This is a genomic window from Paenibacillus sp. FSL L8-0663 (genome assembly GCF_038008125.1).
GTDB lineage: Bacteria > Bacillota > Bacilli > Paenibacillales > Paenibacillaceae > Paenibacillus > Paenibacillus polymyxa_D.
In genome coordinates, this window is record NZ_JBBOYM010000001.1 from 2,872,743 (window position 1) to 2,892,903 (window position 20,161).

The window sequence follows — 20,161 nt, forward strand, 5'->3', positions numbered from 1 at the left end:
AGTTTGTATTTAAGGAGGAGTACTTATGAGTGATTTGAAGAAACAAAACATAAAAGATATGTACCGGCTCACTCCTATGCAGCAAGGGATATTGTACCACTATATGATGGATAAAAATTCAGACGCCTACTTTGAGCAGATATCACTTTCTATAAAAGGCATCCTGGACATTGATTGTGTTGAAAAGAGCGTTAATATCATTATTGAAAAGTATGACGCTTTGAGAACAATTTTTTTGTATGAAAATGTAGCCAAGCCCTTACAAGTAGTCATGAAGGAAAGAAAGCTGTCTGTCAGCTATGAGGATATTACCTCCCTTGCCGAAGAACTAAGGGATAGGTATATAGAAGAATACAGGGTTAAAGACAGAAAAAAGGGCTTTGACTTATCAAGGGATATTTTAACAAGATTAAGTGTAATTAAAACAGGCTACCAATCTTATAACATGGTATGGAGCTTTCATCACATCATTATTGATGGGTGGAGTCTCGCAAATATATTTAGAGAATTTATGGAAAACTATGAAGCCCTGATGAATAGCCGGGAGCCGGAGTCAGGAAAGGTATATCCTTACAGCCGCTATATCAAATGGTTGGAAGGCAGAAATCAGAACGAGGCCGCAGATTACTGGGAAACCTATCTTAAAGGTTACAAGCATCAGACAGTCCTTCCCCAAAACGGCAGGTCTGCAAGTGATGATTTCAGGATTGAAGAAACGGAGTTTAAAATATCTGAACAAATAACTAGCGATCTTGAGAAGTTTGCAGCCAAAAACAATACAACCATGAGTACCATTATAAAGACCATATGGGGGATATTATTACAGCGGTATAACAATACCGATGATGTGGTGTTTGGTGAGGTGGTATCGGGAAGGCCTCATGAAATACAGGGAATTGAGAGCATGGTGGGTTTATTTATAAATACCGTTGCAGTAAGGGTGAGTTGTGATGAGGATAAAACTTTTACCGAACTGATCAAAGAGATGCAGCAATCGGTGCTTGAATCTGACCGGTACAGTTTCTATCCTCTGGCGGATGTGCAGTCAAAAACATGCTTGAAAGATGCCTTGATACATCATGTTATGGCTTTTGAAAATTACCCTATGGATGAAGCGGTTAATGCTTCATCCAGTAATGGCATTTTAAATGTAGTTGGAATGGAAATATTCGAGCAGACGAATTATGATTTTGGGATACTCGTTGATGGCGGTAAGGAATTATCTATTAAATTCAGTTACAACTCACTGGTATATGATGGTAATTTCATAGAAAAAATCAAGGGACATTTTCAGTCGGTAATAGAAATTGTAACCGATAGTCCCGATATGCATATTAGGAATATTGATATACTCACCGAAGTGGAAAAGAAAGAAATAGTACACTGCTTCAATAATACAACGGAGGAATACCACAGGGAAAAGACCATTCACCAACTATTTGAGGAACAAGCGGTGAAGACACCTGACAATGCGGCAGTGGTGTTTGAGGGTAAGCAGCTAACCTATAGGGAACTCAATGAGAAGTCAAATCAGCTTGCAAGAGTGTTGAGGGATAAGGGAGTTAAACCAGACAGCATAGTGGGTATTATGGTAGAACGCTCACTGGAGATGGTCATAGGTATATTTGGCATACTTAAAGCCGGAGGGGCATATATGCCTATAGATCCTGACTACCCTAAGGCAAGAATCGAATATTTACTCGAGGACAGCGAGATAGGGGGGCTGATTTCCCAAAAGCAATTCCTGGAGAAAGTGGAGTTTTACGGGAAGTATATAGACATAGAAGATGAAAGCCTTTATGCCGGAAACCCTATGAACCTGGAAGTGGTATGTTCACCGCAAAATTTGGCATATATCATTTATACATCTGGGTCTACAGGAAAACCTAAAGGGGTTATGGTAGAACATAAAGGGGTAGCAAATCTGGAGGCGTTTTTCAAGACCCGCTTAAATGTAAGTGAAAGCGATAGGATTATTCAATTTGCATCAATTTCATTCGACGCTGCAGTTTGGGAAATATTTATGGGACTACTGGCAGGAGCAACACTATATATATCTTCAAGCGATATTATCAATGACTATCGAAGATTTGAAGAATACCTAAATGAAAATGAGATAACTATTGCTACTTTACCACCTCCGTATCTGGCAAATCTGGACCCGGAAAAAGTAACTTCCTTAAAGAAGGTAATTGCAGCAGGTTCGGCTTCCACTCCCGAACTTTTAAAGAAATGGAGCAACAGGATTTCATATATAAATGCTTATGGACCTACTGAGACAACCGTATGTGCAACGGTATGGAAAGCAGATGATTGTGAGACGGCCGATAAGTCGGTACCTATTGGTAAACCTATTACCAATACCCGGGTGTTTATAGTTGATGAAAACAATAATCTTAAGCCCATAGGTGTTGAGGGTGAACTCTGTGTTTCCGGGGCAGGATTGGCGAGAGGATACTTGAAAAAACCGGAACTTACCAGGGAAAAGTTTGTACCGAACCCATTTATGCCTGGAGAACTGATGTATAAAACAGGAGATCTTGCAAAGTGGCTTCCTGACGGGAATATTGCATTTGCCGGCAGAAAAGACCACCAGGTTAAAATAAGAGGGTATAGAATCGAGCTTGAGGAAATAGAAGCAGCCCTTTTGAAGCATGCTGATATAAATGAGGCGGTGGTCATTGACCGGGAGGATTCAAGTGTAGGCAGGTATCTTTGCGCTTATATAGTGTCTGACCGAGAAGTGACAGTGACCGAAATAAGGGAGCTTATATCTAAAGAGCTGCCCGATTATATGATTCCATCCTATTTTATGAGGATAGCAAAAGTACCGTTAACCATAAATGGAAAATTGGACAGAAAGGCGCTGCCGCTGCCTGATGGAAGAATAAATACAGGAACAGAGTATGCAGCGCCTTCAGGTGAAGTGGAGGAAAGGCTTGCGCTGCTGTGGCAGGACATCCTTGGAATAGAGAAGGTAGGAAGAAATGATAACTTCTTTATGCTCGGAGGACACTCGTTAAAGGCAACAAGCCTTGTAGCAAGAATTCACAAAGAGTTCAATGTAGACATACCTCTTAAGGAAATATTCAAGACACCAACCATCTTACAAATTGCCAGCTACATTGAAGACTCAAAGGAGAGCCTATATCAGTCCATTCAACGTGCTGGGGACATGGAATATTATCCCATGTCTTCCGCCCAGAAAAGACTATATATATTAAACCAGCTTGAAGGAGCTGGAATCGCCTACAATATACCTGGCATAATATTGCTGGAAGGTACTGTTGATAAAGCACGTTTTGAGCAGGCTTTTCATAGTCTGATAGAAAGGCATGAGAGCTTTCGAACCTCCTTCCATATGATCGAGGAAGAGCTGTCTCAGAAAGTCCATGACAAGGCGGACCTAAGTATCATGTACCTGGAAACCAGTGAAGAGAAGGTTCCCGAAATAGTGGAGAAATTCATAAGGCCCTTTGACCTTGGAAAGGCTCCACTATTAAGAGTTGGACTTGTAAAGATTGGAGAAGCCAGACAAATTATGGTGTTTGACATGCATCATATCATATCGGATGGAGTGTCCAACGACATACTGGTAAGAGAGTTTATAAGCTTATATGAAGGGAAAATACTTCCTCCACTGCGTATACAGTACAAGGACTACTCAGTTTGGCAGAGGGAATTGTTTGCAGGAGCTGCCATAAGTAAGCAGGAGGAATTCTGGCTCCAGACCTTTCAGGGAGAGATCCCTGTGCTGGATTTATCCACCGACTACCCAAGACCCGCAGTACAAAGCTTTGAAGGAGACTACATCAGCTTTGAAGCTGATAGCGAGCTTGCGGTTAGACTTAACAAGCTTGGATCAGACAATGGAGCTACATTATATATGACGCTTCTTGCTGCATACAATGTGCTGTTATCTAGATACACTGGACAGGAAGATATTATTGTGGGAAGTCCTATAGCTGGAAGGCCTCATGCTGACCTTCAAGACATCATAGGTATGTTTGTAAACACTCTGGCCATGAGAAACCACCCGCAAGGAGAAAAGACTTTTATTGAATTCTTGAAAGAAGTTAAAGAAAATGCTTTGAAAGCATACGACAATCAGGACTATCAGTTTGAAGAATTAGTGGATAAGTTGGACATAAGGAGGGATATGAGCAGGAATCCCCTCTTTGATACCATGTTTACCATATACAATGTTGGAAAAGCAGAGCTCATAACGTCTGATCTAAGCTTCAAGCCGTACAACAAAGGGATAGAAGGCAGAATATCAAAATTTGACATCACCTTAAATGCATTTGAGACTGAGGATGGTATAGCCTTTGAACTCGAATACTGTACAAGACTGTTTAAGAAAGAAACTGTTGAAAGACTTGGGGCTCATTACATCAATTTGCTGGAAGAAATTGCAGCATACCCCGAAAAAAGGCTTTATGAAATCGAAATGTTATCACAGGAAGAAAAACAGCAAGTATTATACAGCTTTAACGATACTGCTCTCGAATATCCCCTGGATAAAACCATACACCAAATGTTTGAGGAGCAAGTGAAAAAGACTCCTGATCATATTGCAGTGGTTTTTGAAGGTAAACAATTAACCTACCGAGAACTGAATCAAAAGGCAAACCAATTGGCCAGGGCATTAAGAGAAAAGGGAGTAAAGCCTGATGATATTGTAGGCATAATGGTGGACCGCTCGCCTGAAATGGTTATAGGTATAATGTCAGTAATCAAGGCTGGGGGGGCGTACCTTCCTGTAGATCCTAATTATCCATTGGAAAGAAAAAGGTATATGATGGAGGACAGCAAGGCCAAAATTTTACTCACCCAAAATCATCTTATGGATCGTGATGATTTCGATGGTGAGATTATTGATTTATCTGATTATGATTATAATTTTATAAACGATGTGAATATAAAATGTATAAATAAGCCTGGTGATACAGCGTACATCATCTATACCTCTGGCTCAACGGGAAACCCTAAAGGTGTTTGCATTGATAATAAGAGTGTATTAAACCTGGTAGAGGGTCTGTTCCAGAGAATATATAGCAAATATGAATCACCGTTGAATGTTTGCCTCATTGCCCCTTATGTTTTTGATGCTTCGGTGCAGCAGATTTTCGCAGCACTGCTAATGGGGCATGCATTGTACATTGTACCGGAGGAAGCAAGGAAAGACGGTAAAAAGCTGCTGGACTTCTATAGTGAAAATAGGATTGATATTTCGGATGGAACGCCCATACACGTAAATATGATGTTAAATTCTCCTCCTATAGATAATAACCTAAAAGTGAGACATTTTATTATAGGCGGAGATGTTCTTCCATTTGATGCAGTAAAAGACTTCCTAAGCAGATTTGAGGATGTGCAACCTTGCATCACAAATGTTTATGGTCCTACCGAATGCTGTGTGGATTCTACGGAATATTTGATTACTGCGGCGGGGCTTAGTAGATTGGATAATATCCCCATAGGCCGTCCTTTGCCAAACACCAGAGCATTCATACTTGGTAAGAAATTAGAAGTAAATCCTATAGGTATCGCTGGGGAATTATATATATCTGGGGATGGTCTTGCCAAAGGCTATTTAAACAAGACGGGGCTTACTGCAGAAAGATTTGTATCTAACCCGTTTATAAAGGGAGAAAGAATGTATCGTACTGGGGACTTGGCAAGATGGCTGCCTGACGGGAATATAGAATTTTTAGGCAGGATGGACCACCAGGTAAAGATAAGGGGATTTAGAATAGAACTTGGAGAAATAGAGGCTCAGCTATTAAGACATGCTTCAATAAAAGAAGCTGTGGTTATTGTAAAGGAAGACCAACAGAAGAACAAGGATCTGTGTGCATATTTCGTTGGGGAAAATGAACTGACAATAACTGAACTAAGGGAATGCCTTTCAAAAGAATTGCCCGAGTATATGATCCCGGCATACTTCATGCAGCTGGATGAAATGCCTTTGACAGCCAATGGTAAGATAGACCGGAAGAACTTGCCCCACCCTGCTGCTCATTTAAATACTGGAGTAGAGTATGAAGCACCTTCAGGTGAAGTGGAAGAGAAGCTTGTACAATTGTGGCAGGATATCCTGGGGGTTGAGAAAATAGGGAGAAATGATAATTTCTTTGTGCTTGGGGGGCACTCATTAAAAGCAATAAACTTTGCAGCCAAAATTCACAAAGAGTTCAATGTAAATATATCTCTTAAGGAGATATTCAAGCTGCCGACAATTGCAGAAATTGCCAAGTACATCCAGGAAGCCCAAGAGAGTATTTATCAATCTATCCAGCCCACTGGAGAAATGGAATACTATCCTATGTCGTCTTCCCAAAGAAGGCTGTATATATTAAATCAGCTTGAAGGAGCAAGGGTGGCATACAATATGCCAGAGTTTATGTTGTTAGAAGGCAGTATTGATATAGAACGTTTTGAGAAAGCCTTAGATCAGCTGGTAAAAAGGCATGAGGCTTTCCGGACCTCCTTCCATATGGTAGATGGTGAACCGGTGCAGAAGGTCCATGATGAGGTGGAATTTAGTATCATGTACATGGAAACCGGCGAAGAAAAAGCCTCAGAAGCAGCAAATGAATTCATAAGGCCATTTGACCTTGGCAAGGCTCCTTTACTAAGAGCAGGACTCGTAAAAATTAGAGAAGACAGGCATGTCATGATGCTTGATAAACACCATATCATATCTGACGGGGTGTCGGATGAAATACTGGTAAGAGAATTCATAAGCTTGTATGAAGGAATGAATCTTCCAGCACTTCAGATTCAGTACAAGGACTATTCCGTATGGCAGAATAAATTGTTTGCTGACGGCACAATCAGTAAACAAGAAGAATACTGGCTCCAGGCATTTAGGGGAGAAATACCAGTACTTGATATGCCGGTAGACTACCCAAGGCCGGCTATACAGAGTTTTGAAGGCGATATGGTCAGTTTTGAAACAGGCCGGGAACTTGCACATAAACTGAACAAGCTTGCCGTGGATCATGGAGCAACACTGTATATGGTGCTTCTAGCTTCATACAATGTGCTTCTTTTCAAATACACCGGACAGGAAGATGTCGTAATTGGAAGCCCTATAGCAGGAAGGCCACATACAGATTTGCAGGACATCATAGGCATGTTTGTCAATACCCTAGCTATGAGGAATTACCCTCAAGGTAAAAAGAATTTCAGCGAGTTTTTGATGGTAGTAAAAGAAAACGCTCTAAGGGCTTATGGAAACCAGGATTACCCATTTGAGGAACTTGTGGAGAAGCTTAGCATTAAGCGGGATTTGAGCAGAAATCCGCTGTTTGATACTATGTTTGTCTTGCAAAATAAAGAGGCATCAGAATTTAAGATGAATGGGCTAAGGTTCATGCCCTATGATAATGAGTTCAGGGCGTCCAAATTTGATTTGACCCTAAACGCCCAAGAGACCCAGAATAATATTGTATTTGGGTTAAAGTATGCTACTGGTCTGTTTAAGAAAGAGACAATAGAAAAACTTGGGGTCCATTTCATCAATGTACTGGAAGAGATCACAGCTTACCCCGAAAAGATGCTGTCCGAAATAAATATACTATCTCAGGATGAAAAACAGCAAATACTAAATAGTTTTAATGATACAAAGGCAGAATACCCTAGGGATAAGACTCTACATGAGCTGTTCCAAGACCAAGTGGAAAGGACACCTGATAATGTAGCTGTAGTGTTTGAGGACAAGCAATTAACCTACAGGCAGCTCAATGAAAAGGCAAATCAGCTTGCCAGAGCACTAAGAAGTAATGGTGTAAAGCAAAACAGCATAGTTGGAATAATGGTAGAAAGATCCGTAGATATGCAGGTTGGAATACTGGGAATTTTAAAAGCAGGAGGTGTCTATTTACCAATTTCAACCAAAATTCCTGAACTAAGAATAAAAAAATTACTGGAAGATAGTAATGCAACTATGCTGTTGACGCAATCACATTTAGCGGATAAAGCAGAGTTTTACGGTAATATATTACTGCTTGATTCCCCTGAAATATACATTGGAAGTGCTGAAAACCTTGATAAAATAAATAAACCAGAGGACTTAGCTTATATCATTTATACATCGGGATCTACTGGAGTTCCGAAGGGTTCAATGATAGAGCATCGAAGTGTAGTTAACTTGGTTTATGGACTAAGAAAGCTTGTCTATGAAAATTATGATAATTATTTAAATGTTGCCCTTGTGTCCCCTTACTTTTTTGACGCATCTGTAAAACAAATATTTGCGGCTTCTCTCCTTGGCCATACACTGTTTATAGTTCCTGAGGATACAAGGCTAGATGGTGAGGGCCTTCTAAAGTACTATAACAGGAATTCAATTGCTGTTTCAGACGGAACACCAGCACATATAAAGCTTTTAACAGATACTGCCAGGCCTGGCGAAAGTCTTTCAGTTATGCAGTTTATTATCGGAGGGGAAGAACTTTCATGTAAAGGTATACAAGGTTTCTATGATCGGTTTAAAGATAATAACCCTACTATAACAAACGTTTATGGTCCAACAGAATGCTGCGTAGATTCAACTTATTACCATTTAAGCCGTGAGAAGGTGAGAAATCTAACAAGTATACCTATAGGTATGCCATTGCAGAATTATAAGATATATATACTTAATGAAGACATGAATATCTTACCGGTTAATACAACTGGTGAAATATATATATCTGGAGATGGGCTGGCAAAAGGCTATTTGAACAAACTTGAATTGACTACGGAAAAATTTGTAGCTAATCCTTTCAGCTCTGGAGAAAGAATGTATCGTACCGGTGATCTTGGAAGGTGGCTTCCTGACGGAAACATCGAATTTATAGGCAGAGTAGACCATCAGGTAAAGATTAGGGGCTTTAGGATAGAGCTTGGGGAAATAGAAGTGCAGCTATTAAAGCATCCTTCAATAAAAGAAGCTGCGGTAATTGCAAAGACAGACCAGGAGGGCAACAAGTATTTGTGTGCTTATATAGCAGGGGAAAGTGAATCTACAATATCAGATTTAAGGGCGCTTCTCTTAAAAGAACTTCCCGATTACATGATACCACAATACTTTGTTCAGCTGGAAAAGCTGCCTTTGACAGCCAATGGCAAAATAGATCGGAATAATTTACCCCAAAATGACGGTACTTTGGCTACATCAGTAGAGTATGTAGAGCCTTGCGGTGAAGTTGAGGAGAAGCTTGCACTGCTGTGGCATGATGCCCTTGGAGTACAAAAAATTGGTGTGAATGATAACTTCTTTGAACTGGGAGGATACTCACTGAAGGCAATATCCCTTATAAGCAGAATTTATGAACAGTTAAATGTTGAGGTACCACTAAAAGACTTTTATATGGCCCCAACCATAAAGGAAATTGCCCGTTTTATACACAATACGTACGCCAATGATTATATTACACCAAGTCCGGCAATTCATTTTAATTCAGCAATGGAGAGTCTTATGTTTGCATTCCCTCCAGGAGGAGGAAATGGAATAGCTTATGGTAGTTTATCAAAACAAATGAATGCTTATTCCATATATTCCTTTGACTTTATAGAAAATGAGAGCAGGATGGAGGAGTATGTGAAGGCAATTACTTCTGTCAAACCCGAGGGCCCATATATTCTATTTGGTTACTCGGCAGGAGGTAATCTGGCATTTGAAGTTGCTAAAGTATTAATTGAAACTGGACATCATGTATCCGATATAATCTTTCTGGATTCGGCTAAATCATTTGTCCTTATTGAGGAAGAAAGCGAAGATGCTAAGAAACTTGCTGAGCAACAGGATAAAGAATTTATAGAAGAAAATGAGAAACTTATAAAAGGCATGTTTGGAGATAACCAGGCAGTTATTGAAAAGGCCATTGAAAGAATGAGAAATTATCATAAATACACTAGAAGTGTTATAAACTCGGGACAGATAAACTCCAATATCCATCTTATTATATCACAGCAGCAAGACAATGAAGGTGAAGCTGATTTATGTGAAGGATGGAGAGAGGCAACAACGGGAGAGTTCAAAGTATATAACGGATTTGGCAGTCATTTTGATATGTTAAGTACAGGATATATAGATAAAAATGCGGCTATTATTAAAGAAATATTGGAAGAGATCAACCAATAGTTCAGATATAAGGGGTAGATATAATGGATAAGATTAAATTGTTTTGTCTGCCGTATGCAGGAGGTTCTGCAGCAGTATATAAATATTGGGAACAATACTTGCATGATAGGATTGAGCTTTTCCCGATTGAGCTTGCGGGAAGAGGCAGCAGGATTGGTGAACCGTTTTACGGAAGTGTTGAGGAAGCGCTTGAAGATATACACCGTATTATCATAAGCAACCTTGAAGAACAACCTTATGCGTTGTTTGGCCACAGTATGGGCAGTGTACTTGTATATGAACTTGCCTATAGAATAAAGGAGCTCGGACATCCATATCCTGTCCATATGTTTATTTCCGGCAGATATCCTCCGGGTTTTGTAAGTAAGAAGAAGGTACTCTATGATTTGCCGGATAAGGAGTTTGTGGATGAGGTATTTAAGCTGGGAGGCACGCCCAAAGAGGTTCTGAAAAGCAATGAATTAATGGAGTTGTTTTTACCGATACTCAGAGCGGATTTTAGAATTACTGACACATACAGGCACATTGAAAAAAACACTAAGCTTGACTGCGATATAAGTGTATTGTGGGGAAAAAGAGAAAAGGGAGCCACTATTTTTGACGTTGCAAAATGGCATGATTATACGTCCAAAAGTTGTAAAATTCATATGTTTGACGGGGATCATTTTTTTATACACGATTACAAAAAGGATGTAGCAGCAATAATAAATAGTAGTCTCATCGACTTTGCAGACAATGGTATGTGAAGACTGAAGTTTATTTAAAATTTAATATGAAATCAAGAGGCTAAGTTTTTAGGTTGACTTTAATGACCTGTAGACTTAGCCTCTTTCCAGTCTAATCAAAAATTTCAAGAAAGTAGAACCTACGTCCTATTGGAATTATTTCCATGTTTCTGTATTACCAGAATTGTAATCATTTGTTTAAGCTCTTTAATTATGGAATGAACTTGAAGTATTTGTGAAAACAAAGGGGGGAAATAGTGCTGATAAATGTTGAAAATGAGCAACACAGGAAAATATCAGAAGAAAAATACAAGGAGGTTTGAAAATGACTAGCAAAAAGTTTTCTTTTAAAGCCACATCACTTTTGGTAGTTTTAGCAGTATTCTTATCCACCTTTTGCGCAGTCTTGCCGGTGAGCGCAGCCGCTAGGGGAGCATGGGCACCAAATACTGCCTATGCAGTAAATGAGACAGTAACATATAGTGGAAGTACTTATACCTGTCGTCAGGCACATACTTCCCTCGTAGGTTGGAAACCACCTATTGTTCCTGCTTTATGGGAGAAAGGCGGCAGCGGAACTACGCCACCTACAACACCGCCAACAACGCCACCAACAGGTCCTTCAGTAACAAAGCCTTCCGAAGTTCCAAGCCACATATGGACATACACAATGAATGCGGGCGATAAATTCGGTAAAGGCGGAGATTTTGCTTTATTGCTGAGTGCTGTGATCAAAAAGGAAAGCAGCTTTGGAGCAGGCTTACCAGGCAGTCCATCAGCCGGCGACGGATTGATGCAGGTAGAACCAAACACACGTAATGCTTATTTATCTCAATTCAGTTCAAAATTTGTCCCTGCTTATAATCACGGCAGTGAACAAGATCAGGTATACTTGGGCGCCCTGATTTTAAATGAAAAGATTATTAAATTCGGCAATATATATAACGGCTTATTACACTATAACGGAGGAGATTACTGGTATCCGGGAGCTACAGATTCTTATGGCCGTCCTATTCTGGCCAATCAATATGCAGATGCAGTTTACTCTACTTATAAGGGCTATGGCGGTAAGAACTAAGGTGGATTTTAAAAAAAGATAAGCAAAATCGGGCTGAAAAATGCGTTTTTTCAGCCCGATTTTTTTAGGGCCTGTACGCAAACTGTACAACTCGTAGAAATCTAGTAAAATAAGGCACATGAGACGAAGATACGAGTTAACGGATGAAGAATGGAATATAGTTGACCCCCTGTTGCCCCCAGCCCGAAAAAAACAGGGAGGACGTCCGCCCAAGGATCGGCGCCAGATGCTCAATGCCGTGCTTTGGGTTGCTCGAACGGGCACGCCATGGCGGGATTTACCGAGTTACTATGGCCCTTGGTCTTCAGCCTACAGCTTTTTCTGGCGGCTACAAAAAGCGAATATTTGGGGTGAAATACTGAAGCATGTCGCCATCGAGCCGGATTGGGAGCAGGTCATGGTCGATGCCACCATCGTCCGCGTCCATCAACATGGAGCGGGCGCAAAAGGGGGCAGGACCGGCAAGCAATCGGACGTTCGCGCGGAGGATTAACTACCAAAATTCATGCGATGGTGGATGCGCTCGGCTATCCGCTGCGTTTCGAATTGACGCCAGGACAAGACCACGATTCTGTCATCGGCTATCGCCTTCTTCATGAACTGGACTTCTGCCCGGGCGAAGTGTTGGCTGATCGCGCCTACGATACCAATGCCATTCTGGAGCTTTTGCAAAGCCGAGCGATCACTCCGGTTATCCCAAGCAAACGCAATCGGCGGGTAAAGCGCCCGTTAGATTCTGAAACGTATAAAGAGCGACACTTAATTGAATGCTTTTTCAACAAAGTAAAAAACTATCGACGCTTGGCCACTCGCTATGAAAAAACAGCGCACATGTTCATGGCTTTTTTGACGCTGCTTTCAATTCGTTTATGGCTCAAATAGGTTTGCGTACAGGCCCTAGAGAATTGTACAATTAAATTTTTGAATAAGAACAAAGAGAAGGTTCTAAAACAGGCATTCTCTCTAAAAAATATGTACAATATACTATTTGTGAAAAGTTATGTAGATACTCGAGCATTTGAAGTCCAAAGAAGAAGCGGTTATTATCAACACGACTTCGTCACTTGGATTCGTGCCACTGGCGGGTGCTGCTGTTTATAGTGCGACGAAAGCAGCGCTCCATTCCTATACGCTATCCCAACGGTACATGCTTAAAGACACATCGGTGAAAATCCTGGAAATTGCGCCGCCAGGGGTTCAAACGTATTTCAATAACGATCCGAGCTCTATGCTACTAGCATCATTCATTGATGAAACGATGAAGGTACTTGGTACGGATGCGGACGAGGTTCTAGTGGAAGAAGCGAAAGTATTTCGAAACAACCCGGGCCCGAACGAAGGTATTTTTGTGAACCAGTTAAACAATATGATGTTTGAGCCGCCAAAGGGTCATTAATCCGTTTAATACTTAGCGTATATTTTCGTTAATTATCTCAACTCGCTTTTAGAAAATCCTTGATTATCAAGGGCGTGTACATCGAAGACATGTAAACAACGTATTCGCCTTGACAATGAGCCTCGCGGCATCGGAGTCTAAACACGTGCGCCGATGCCCATAGGACACGGTTTACCTAGGGCTTGCTGAACGAATCAAAACTCCAACAGGCACAAGGGTTTAGGGCCTCTTATGTCGAAGGAAAACGGGGCAGCCCCGTGAAAAACCGTGCACTTGGAGGCGTCAGGATTGTATCAGCGAACCGAGAACCAGATGAACCTGCCCGTCGACTTTTTTCTGCCGTTCGGCGGAAAGCTCGCAGAAGATAACCGCTGGGTGCTGCTGGCCCAGATGATTCCGTGGTGGATGCTCGAAGAGAAGTATGCGAAAAACTTCAAGAAAAGCCTCAAGGGCCAAAAAGCCGTTTCGATCCGTATCGCGCTCGGCGCACTGATCATCCAGGAGCGGCTTGGCACCGATGATCGGGAGACACTTCGTCAGATTCTGGAGAACCCGTATCTGCAGTACTTCCTCGGTCTGCCGGAATATCGGTACCGCCGCCCGTTTCATCATTCTCTCATGACGCATTTCCGCAAGCGATTGGGTGGCGAAATTCTGGATGAAGTGAATGAATGGATCGCTCTGGAAGAAGCGCGCAAGTGTCGGATGATTCATCGGACGACGATGAACCTGGCAGCGGAACTGACGCAGCGTCCGGTAAGCCTTCAGAAACGCAGCCACAGCAGATGGAACTGACGAACGAGGGCGAACTGCTGCTGGACGCTACCTGCGCGCCGGCGGATATCGCCTACCCGACGAATTTGTCGTTACTGAATCAGGCCAGAGAAAAGCTGGAGAAGATCATCGACATCCTGCACGAACCGGAACGTGGAAAGACCCGCAAGCCCAGAACATACCGAGAGCGTGCCCGCCAAGCCTATCTGGCGGTTGCCAAGCAGCGGCGCGTGAAGCCGCGCGCGATACGAAAAGCGATCGGCAAGCAGCTCAGGTTCGTTTCCCGTGATCTACGCATGATCGCCGAACTCGCCGATATGACGAGCGGCCTGCCGCGGCGTTTGTACAAGGAACTGCTGGTCATTCAAGAGCTTTATCGTCAGCAGCAAACGATGTATGACAAGCGGACACACAGCATATCGGATCGGATTGTCAGTATCGCACAGCCACATGTCAGACCGATCGTGCGCGGCAAAGCCAGGGCAAACGTCGAGTTCGGAGAGAAGCTGGCGATTAGCGTGGTGAACGGCTACGCTTTCCGCGAGCATCTGTCGTGGGATAGCTACAACGAAGGGCAGACATTGCAGGACGCCGTAGAGCGTTACCGCGCCAGATTTGGTTATTATCCCAAAGCGGTGCTGGCCGACCAGATCTATCGAACCCGCGACAACTTGCGCTTCTGCAAAGAGGGAATTCGCTTAAGCGGACCGCAGTTGGGTCGTCCGTCAGCCGATCAGCAGGAGAAAAAGAAAATCGCCAAGACGGATGCAGCCGCACGCAATGCGGTGGAAGGCAAGTTCGGCGAAGGCAAGCGCAGTTATGGGTTTGGCCGTATTCGAGCACACCTTCAGACGACGACGAGACCGTGATCGGGCTGCAACTGCTGGTGATGAACCTCGAAAAGAGACTTCGGGTTCTCTTTTTGTCTATTTTGCAATGGCTGTGGTTGAGACTCGCGGTCCGCTTGCTCGTTCCACTGTAAAATGTGACCCGTTCAGCAAGCCCTACCTAGCAAGGTTATCCGATGCCTCTCATTGTAAAGGCACCACTACGCTGAATACGTTGTTTACAGAGTTAAGATATCCCGTAAACAAAGTAACATTATCGGTGAAATTCGTTACTTTGTTTACTATTAATAGCATGGTTTAAGCTAGTCAAGATAAAGTTAAAATGTTGGCGGATCGCCAATAGGACTAATGACAAATTGAAGGTGAAATTGCATATCGACAGCGGACACGATGCCGGGGCGATGTGGTTTGCGTACTCGACCGTCTATTCTTCACCGGACGGAAGCGGCTGGTATTCGCTCGTTATCATTGAAAAAAATGGTTTTTTTCCAATGCGCCACACGGAGCAAAAGCCAGTGCAACGATCTACAGTGTCATTGAAACAGCGAAGAAAAACGGGCTAAATCCTTTCAAGTATTTGACGGACCTGCTCGAACAGCTTCCGCAGCTTGCGAATCCGAAAGATCCGGTTGAGCTAGACGAATTGTTGCCATGGTCGCCTTCGCTCCCACTGACGTGCCGCCTATTTCAATCAAACTAAGACTAACAGGCCCTCATCTTGGGAACAAGGTGGGGGCTATTTTGCGCTTACACAACTGCTGGTGATGAACCTGAAAAGAGACTTCGGGGTCTCTTTTTGCCTCTTTTGCAATGGTTTTTGTCAAGGCTCGCCGTTCATTTGCTCGTAACATCGTAAAACATGATCCGCTAAGAAAGCCCTAATTATCAAGATTCAATGTGATGTCTGAAAAGAAAATTGAATTTACCTAAGAATGGATATAAAAAAAGAATTACCAAAATAATGTAAAAATGTACCCGGAGTTTCAACAGTATCTCCGTGAATATCAGCCGCCCTTGCTAGCAGTCTGGGGTGAAAATGATGTTTCCTTTATTCCGGCTGGTGCTGAGGCTTTTAAGAAAGATTTACCTAAAGCCGAGATTCATTTATTAGATACTGGGCACTTTGCATTGGAAACACATGCATATGAAATTGGAGAACTAATGTTGGATTTTTTAGGAAAACAATAGAATTTGAAGATTCAAAAGTTGGTAAATCCCGGATGGTTTCTACCGTCATTTCTTGTTATAGGAATTGATTTTTTTAATGTTAACTAGGATTTATGTTCATATTAATTGATGTATTGAGAGGTAAATTGAATTTAGAAGGGTGACAGGTCAGTCTCATGGAGAATTCAGGAGCTAAAAATGCGAAATTGTTTAATTCCACAAAGACCATGATCGGTGGTTTAGTTATGCTCATTATTGCAATGGGAATCGGACGTTTTTCATATACTTCCATACTTCCATTGATGCAATCACAAGCTCATCTATCCGCTACGGAATCCGGATATTTGGCAGGGAGTAATAACTTGGGTTACCTTATCGCTGCCTTTGGTGCAGGTTTCATAACCTGGGGATCCCGAAGAGCCTATCATCTTCGGATGCAATTGGTACTCTGCATCATTTTAACGGGACTTATGGGAATCACTTCATCATTTTTATGGTGGATGATTTTGCGCTTTCTTGCTGGAATTAGCAGCGGCCTTATTTTCGTTCTATCATCAAGTTTAGTGTTGGATGCGTTGTTTTCAGATAAGCGTGAAAAATGGGTAGGTATATTTTACGGAGGAGTTGGCGTTGGTATTGTTTTAGTTGGTTTACTTACGCCTTTTCTTAGCATTTTCACTTGGAGGGGGCCTTGGATCGGCCTTTTGATCATTAGTATCATCCTTATCATACCCGTTTGGTCATTTATCCACGATAAAGAGCCGAAACCTATAACTCAAAATGCTGAATCCCTGAGTTCATCAGCGGAAAATCCATCTATTTTCGGCTGGCTACTTATTGCTTATGGACTCGAGGGGTTAGGTTATATTGTAAGCGCGACGTTTCTTGTAGCAATGGTTAAGCAAATGCCTCATATGTCGATTTTTGCTGACTTTAGCTGGATTATCGTTGGGATAGCGGCGGTACCATCAACAGTGATCTGGTCCTGGTGGGCGAGTAAAGTCGGTTACATCAAACCATTGATTATTGCGCTTATCCTGCAGGCTGTTGGAGTCATACTGCCGGTATGGCTTCCCAATATATTCGGCGTGACGTTAGGATCTGTCCTTTTTGGAGGCACTTTTATGGGCATTTCCATGCTTGCTCTCGCCGCGGCTCGTATGTCTAGACCATCCAGTGGTAGTAGAGCAATTGCTTTGATGACAGGATTTTATGGCATAGGTCAAATACTCGGTCCAATCGGAGCCGGAATCGTGTTGGAAATGGCGCATAGCTACAACCTATCACTACTTCTTGCCGCTTTGGTGCTTGTTGTTGCTGCTATAATATCGCTATCCGGTGCAGTCATTTCAAGTCAAAAAGGAGCGGTAGGAAATTTAAACCATGCTCACATTCATCCTGGTCAAGAGCTTAGTTAGATCCTGGGCAGTTTGCTTTGGAATCAGATACAAATGGAATTGGTGAATTGATTCCTTATTGGAGGAATAAAAAATGCAAATAGGTTTTTTTGATTCTGGTATTGGAGGCATTACTGTATTGCATGATACATTAAAAGTTTTACCTAATGAAGATTATATGTATTACGCAGATACATTAAATGTTCCATATGGGCACAAAACGAAAGATGAAGTTAAAAAGTATGTTTTAAATGCTATAGAATTTATTAGCCAGCAAAAAGTAAAAGCGATAGTGATTGCTTGTAATACTGCCACAAGCACAGCAATCGAAGAAATAAGGAGAAAATACAGTATTCCAATCATTGGTATGGAGCCTGCCGTAAAACCAGCTGTTAAATCAAAAAAAAATATAGATAAACGAGTTTTAGTAACTGCTACTGCTTTGACTCTAAGGGAAGAAAGACTTCAAAATCTTATTACTAAATTAGATATCGAACATACTGTTGATTTATTACCTCTTCCGAGGTTAGTCCAGTTTGCAGAAAGTTTTGAGTTTAACGAGCAAATAGTGCTGCCTTATCTTCAAGAACAATTATCTATATATGATTTAAGTAAGTATGAAACTATTGTTTTAGGATGTACTCACTTTTCTTACTTTAAAGATATATTTAGAAAATTATTTTCATCGGATGTTAATATAATTGATGGAAATAATGGTACTGCAAAAAATCTAAAAAAAGTACTGGAAGAAATGAATTCTTTAGATGAAGGCAATGGCAATATTTCATTCTATTGTTCAGGGGTCAAAGTCGAGGATAAGGCTAAATTAAAAGAGTTTAATAAACTGTTCAAAAGATTGGAGGCTATTAACGAATATAATTAAAAAGTCTGCCAGCCTTTCGGAGTAAACTTCTCTGAGCAATCAGAAGATTCGGAAGAAGCAGTTTACCGGTCACAGATCATCTGAATAAATACCGCATCAAACTTAGAACTGCTCAAAATCCATCTCATATGAAGTTTTCAGAATCATTTGAAGAGCAGCTACTGGTACTGTTGGAGGAGCGTGTACCCTTAGTCCGAAAATTTTCTTTTATTAGAATGGTTGATAATAAATAGGGAAAAATAATTTTTATTAAAGAAAGGAAGTTAAAATGCCATTACTTCGTTTTGATCTTATTAAAGGACGAGATAAAGCAAGCCTGAAAAAACTTTTGGATGTTGCCCACCAAGTTGTTGTGGAAGCTTTTGATGTTCCTGAGCGAGATCGTTACCAAATCGTTCACGAACACCCGGCGGACCATATGATTATTGAGGATACTGGGCTAGGATTTAACCGTACCGATAGTCTAGTTATTCTCTCCATAATAAGCAAATCCCGGCCAAAAGAGAAGAAACAAAAGCTCTATTCCTTGCTGGCTGAAAGGTTAGAAGCTGAATGCGGCATCGCACCAACCGATTTAATGGTATCTATTGTTGAAAATAATGATGATGATTGGAGTTTTGGACTAGGGGAGGCACAATTTTTGACCGGTAAGTTAAGCTGATTCAATGCTAGTCGTTTCGATCTTAATCGGTAATATCTCTAATACTAATCGCCCTTAAATTGGCCTGGTAGGCTAGTTGAAGGGCGATTTCCATGAGGTTTGGTATTGAGATGGTAAAATAACTTATGGATGGTCCAAAATTACAATTACATGCAATCACTCTGATGTGTAACAACCCAATTCATAGTAAGTATTATTGTTGTAATCAAAGCTTTTAATCACGTCAAGACCAAGCTTTTTGGTGTGGGCAGCGTATGATCTGTGATTGATGTGGTTTATAAAAGTTATCAATATCGGATATTTTTTACTCATTTGCATTCTGGAAAAATCAAAAACCTTTCGGAGTACTACCGTCCCCCTGTAATCCATATCAATGCAAATTGGCCCATACTGATAAGTGTTTTCAGTAGAAAGCGTAGTTCCCTTATATTCTGTATCTTTCAAATCGCCAATCATAAATTGAAAAAGAGGCCACTTAGCCCAATACTTCCATGAGGCAGCCATCACATAAGCAATAATCTTCTGGCCATGACACGCAATTGTAATTCCATTTTCTTTTTCAATTAATTCCTTAAATTGTTCTTCTGTAAATAAGGTTGTTACGAAGCCATCGGGTTTGTCTTTTTCACTAATGGTTGTAATGTGATATTTTTTTTGTAATTCCACTATAGCAGATATATCATCAACAGTAGCGTTTCTATAAATCATTGTTATCCTCCTATATGAAATGAGCTTAAAAAAACTTTACTTCAGCATTCGGCATATTGCAACCATTTTAAGTTGTAGGTTTTTGCGAGAGGAAGGCTACACTATGATCAGGAGAGCGTTAACAGGGGGAGAGCGACTGGAATTTCTATTATCCTACCTGTCTTACAAGGGAACATTGGAAAAGTTTTTTAACAATTTTCCCAGGAGGGAGAGGATTTTCAGATCGACCCACTGCAGATTAGTGTAGCCCCTGACGAATAAGCAAATGGAGTTAGTTATTAGATCGCGGCGGGTAAAAGAAAATAAAGATTTAGACTGAAAAATAAAGTATTAGACTGACGATGCTTCATTAAGCTAACGGGCAAAATTTCAATGCTAAGTGTATAATT

Annotated in this window: 8 protein-coding genes and 5 pseudogenes; 12 read left to right on the forward strand and 1 reads right to left on the reverse strand. The window is 41.3% G+C overall.

The annotated features are described in order from the left end of the window. The first annotated feature begins 25 nt into the window (after positions 1-25). From MKY75_RS12290 to MKY75_RS12345, 12 genes and pseudogenes are all read left to right on the forward strand, one after another. A complete protein-coding gene (locus tag MKY75_RS12290; protein WP_340885470.1) occupies positions 26-10,135 on the forward strand; it encodes a non-ribosomal peptide synthetase in 10,110 nt (3,369 codons plus the stop codon). Between the two features lie 23 nt (positions 10,136-10,158). Then, positions 10,159-10,881: a thioesterase II family protein gene (locus MKY75_RS12295; protein WP_318628285.1), complete on the forward strand. Its 723-nt coding sequence runs from the start codon at positions 10,159-10,161 to the stop codon at positions 10,879-10,881. 304 nt (positions 10,882-11,185) lie between these two features. Next, a complete protein-coding gene (locus MKY75_RS12300) occupies positions 11,186-11,938 on the forward strand; it encodes a carbohydrate-binding protein (RefSeq protein ID WP_340885472.1) in 753 nt (250 codons plus the stop codon). A gap of 148 nt (positions 11,939-12,086) precedes the next feature. Further along, positions 12,087-12,817: pseudogene (locus tag MKY75_RS12305) on the forward strand (IS5 family transposase); the annotation flags it as partial. A gap of 130 nt (positions 12,818-12,947) precedes the next feature. Continuing rightward, positions 12,948-13,334 (forward strand): annotated as a pseudogene (locus tag MKY75_RS12310) (SDR family NAD(P)-dependent oxidoreductase); the annotation flags it as partial. 288 nt (positions 13,335-13,622) lie between these two features. Then, a pseudogene (locus MKY75_RS12315) lies at positions 13,623-15,090 on the forward strand (IS5 family transposase). Positions 15,091-15,318: 228 nt separating this feature from the next. Next, complete coding sequence (locus tag MKY75_RS12320) at positions 15,319-15,519, forward strand: hypothetical protein (protein WP_264218275.1); 201 nt, start codon at positions 15,319-15,321, stop codon at positions 15,517-15,519. Then, positions 15,429-15,656, forward strand: a pseudogene (locus tag MKY75_RS25595) (transposase domain-containing protein); the annotation flags it as partial. The gene MKY75_RS12320 and the pseudogene MKY75_RS25595, both read left to right, overlap by 91 nt. A gap of 248 nt (positions 15,657-15,904) precedes the next feature. Then, positions 15,905-16,144: pseudogene (locus tag MKY75_RS12330) on the forward strand (alpha/beta fold hydrolase); the annotation flags it as partial. A gap of 155 nt (positions 16,145-16,299) precedes the next feature. Beyond that, positions 16,300-17,541, forward strand: coding sequence for a YbfB/YjiJ family MFS transporter (locus MKY75_RS12335; RefSeq protein ID WP_340885478.1), 1,242 nt, complete (start codon positions 16,300-16,302; stop codon positions 17,539-17,541). A 73-nt stretch (positions 17,542-17,614) separates the two neighbouring features. Further along, a complete protein-coding gene (gene murI, locus MKY75_RS12340; protein ID WP_340885481.1) occupies positions 17,615-18,403 on the forward strand; it encodes a glutamate racemase in 789 nt (262 codons plus the stop codon). Positions 18,404-18,671: 268 nt separating this feature from the next. After that, the gene (locus tag MKY75_RS12345) at positions 18,672-19,064 is read left to right on the forward strand and encodes a tautomerase family protein (protein ID WP_340885484.1); all 393 of its coding nucleotides are present in this window, start codon (positions 18,672-18,674) and stop codon (positions 19,062-19,064) included. A gap of 156 nt (positions 19,065-19,220) precedes the next feature. Here the strand turns inward: MKY75_RS12345 and MKY75_RS12350 are convergent, their stop codons facing one another. Next, a complete protein-coding gene (locus MKY75_RS12350; protein WP_340885487.1) occupies positions 19,221-19,772 on the reverse strand; it encodes a GNAT family acetyltransferase in 552 nt (183 codons plus the stop codon). Positions 19,773-20,161 lie beyond the last annotated feature (389 nt).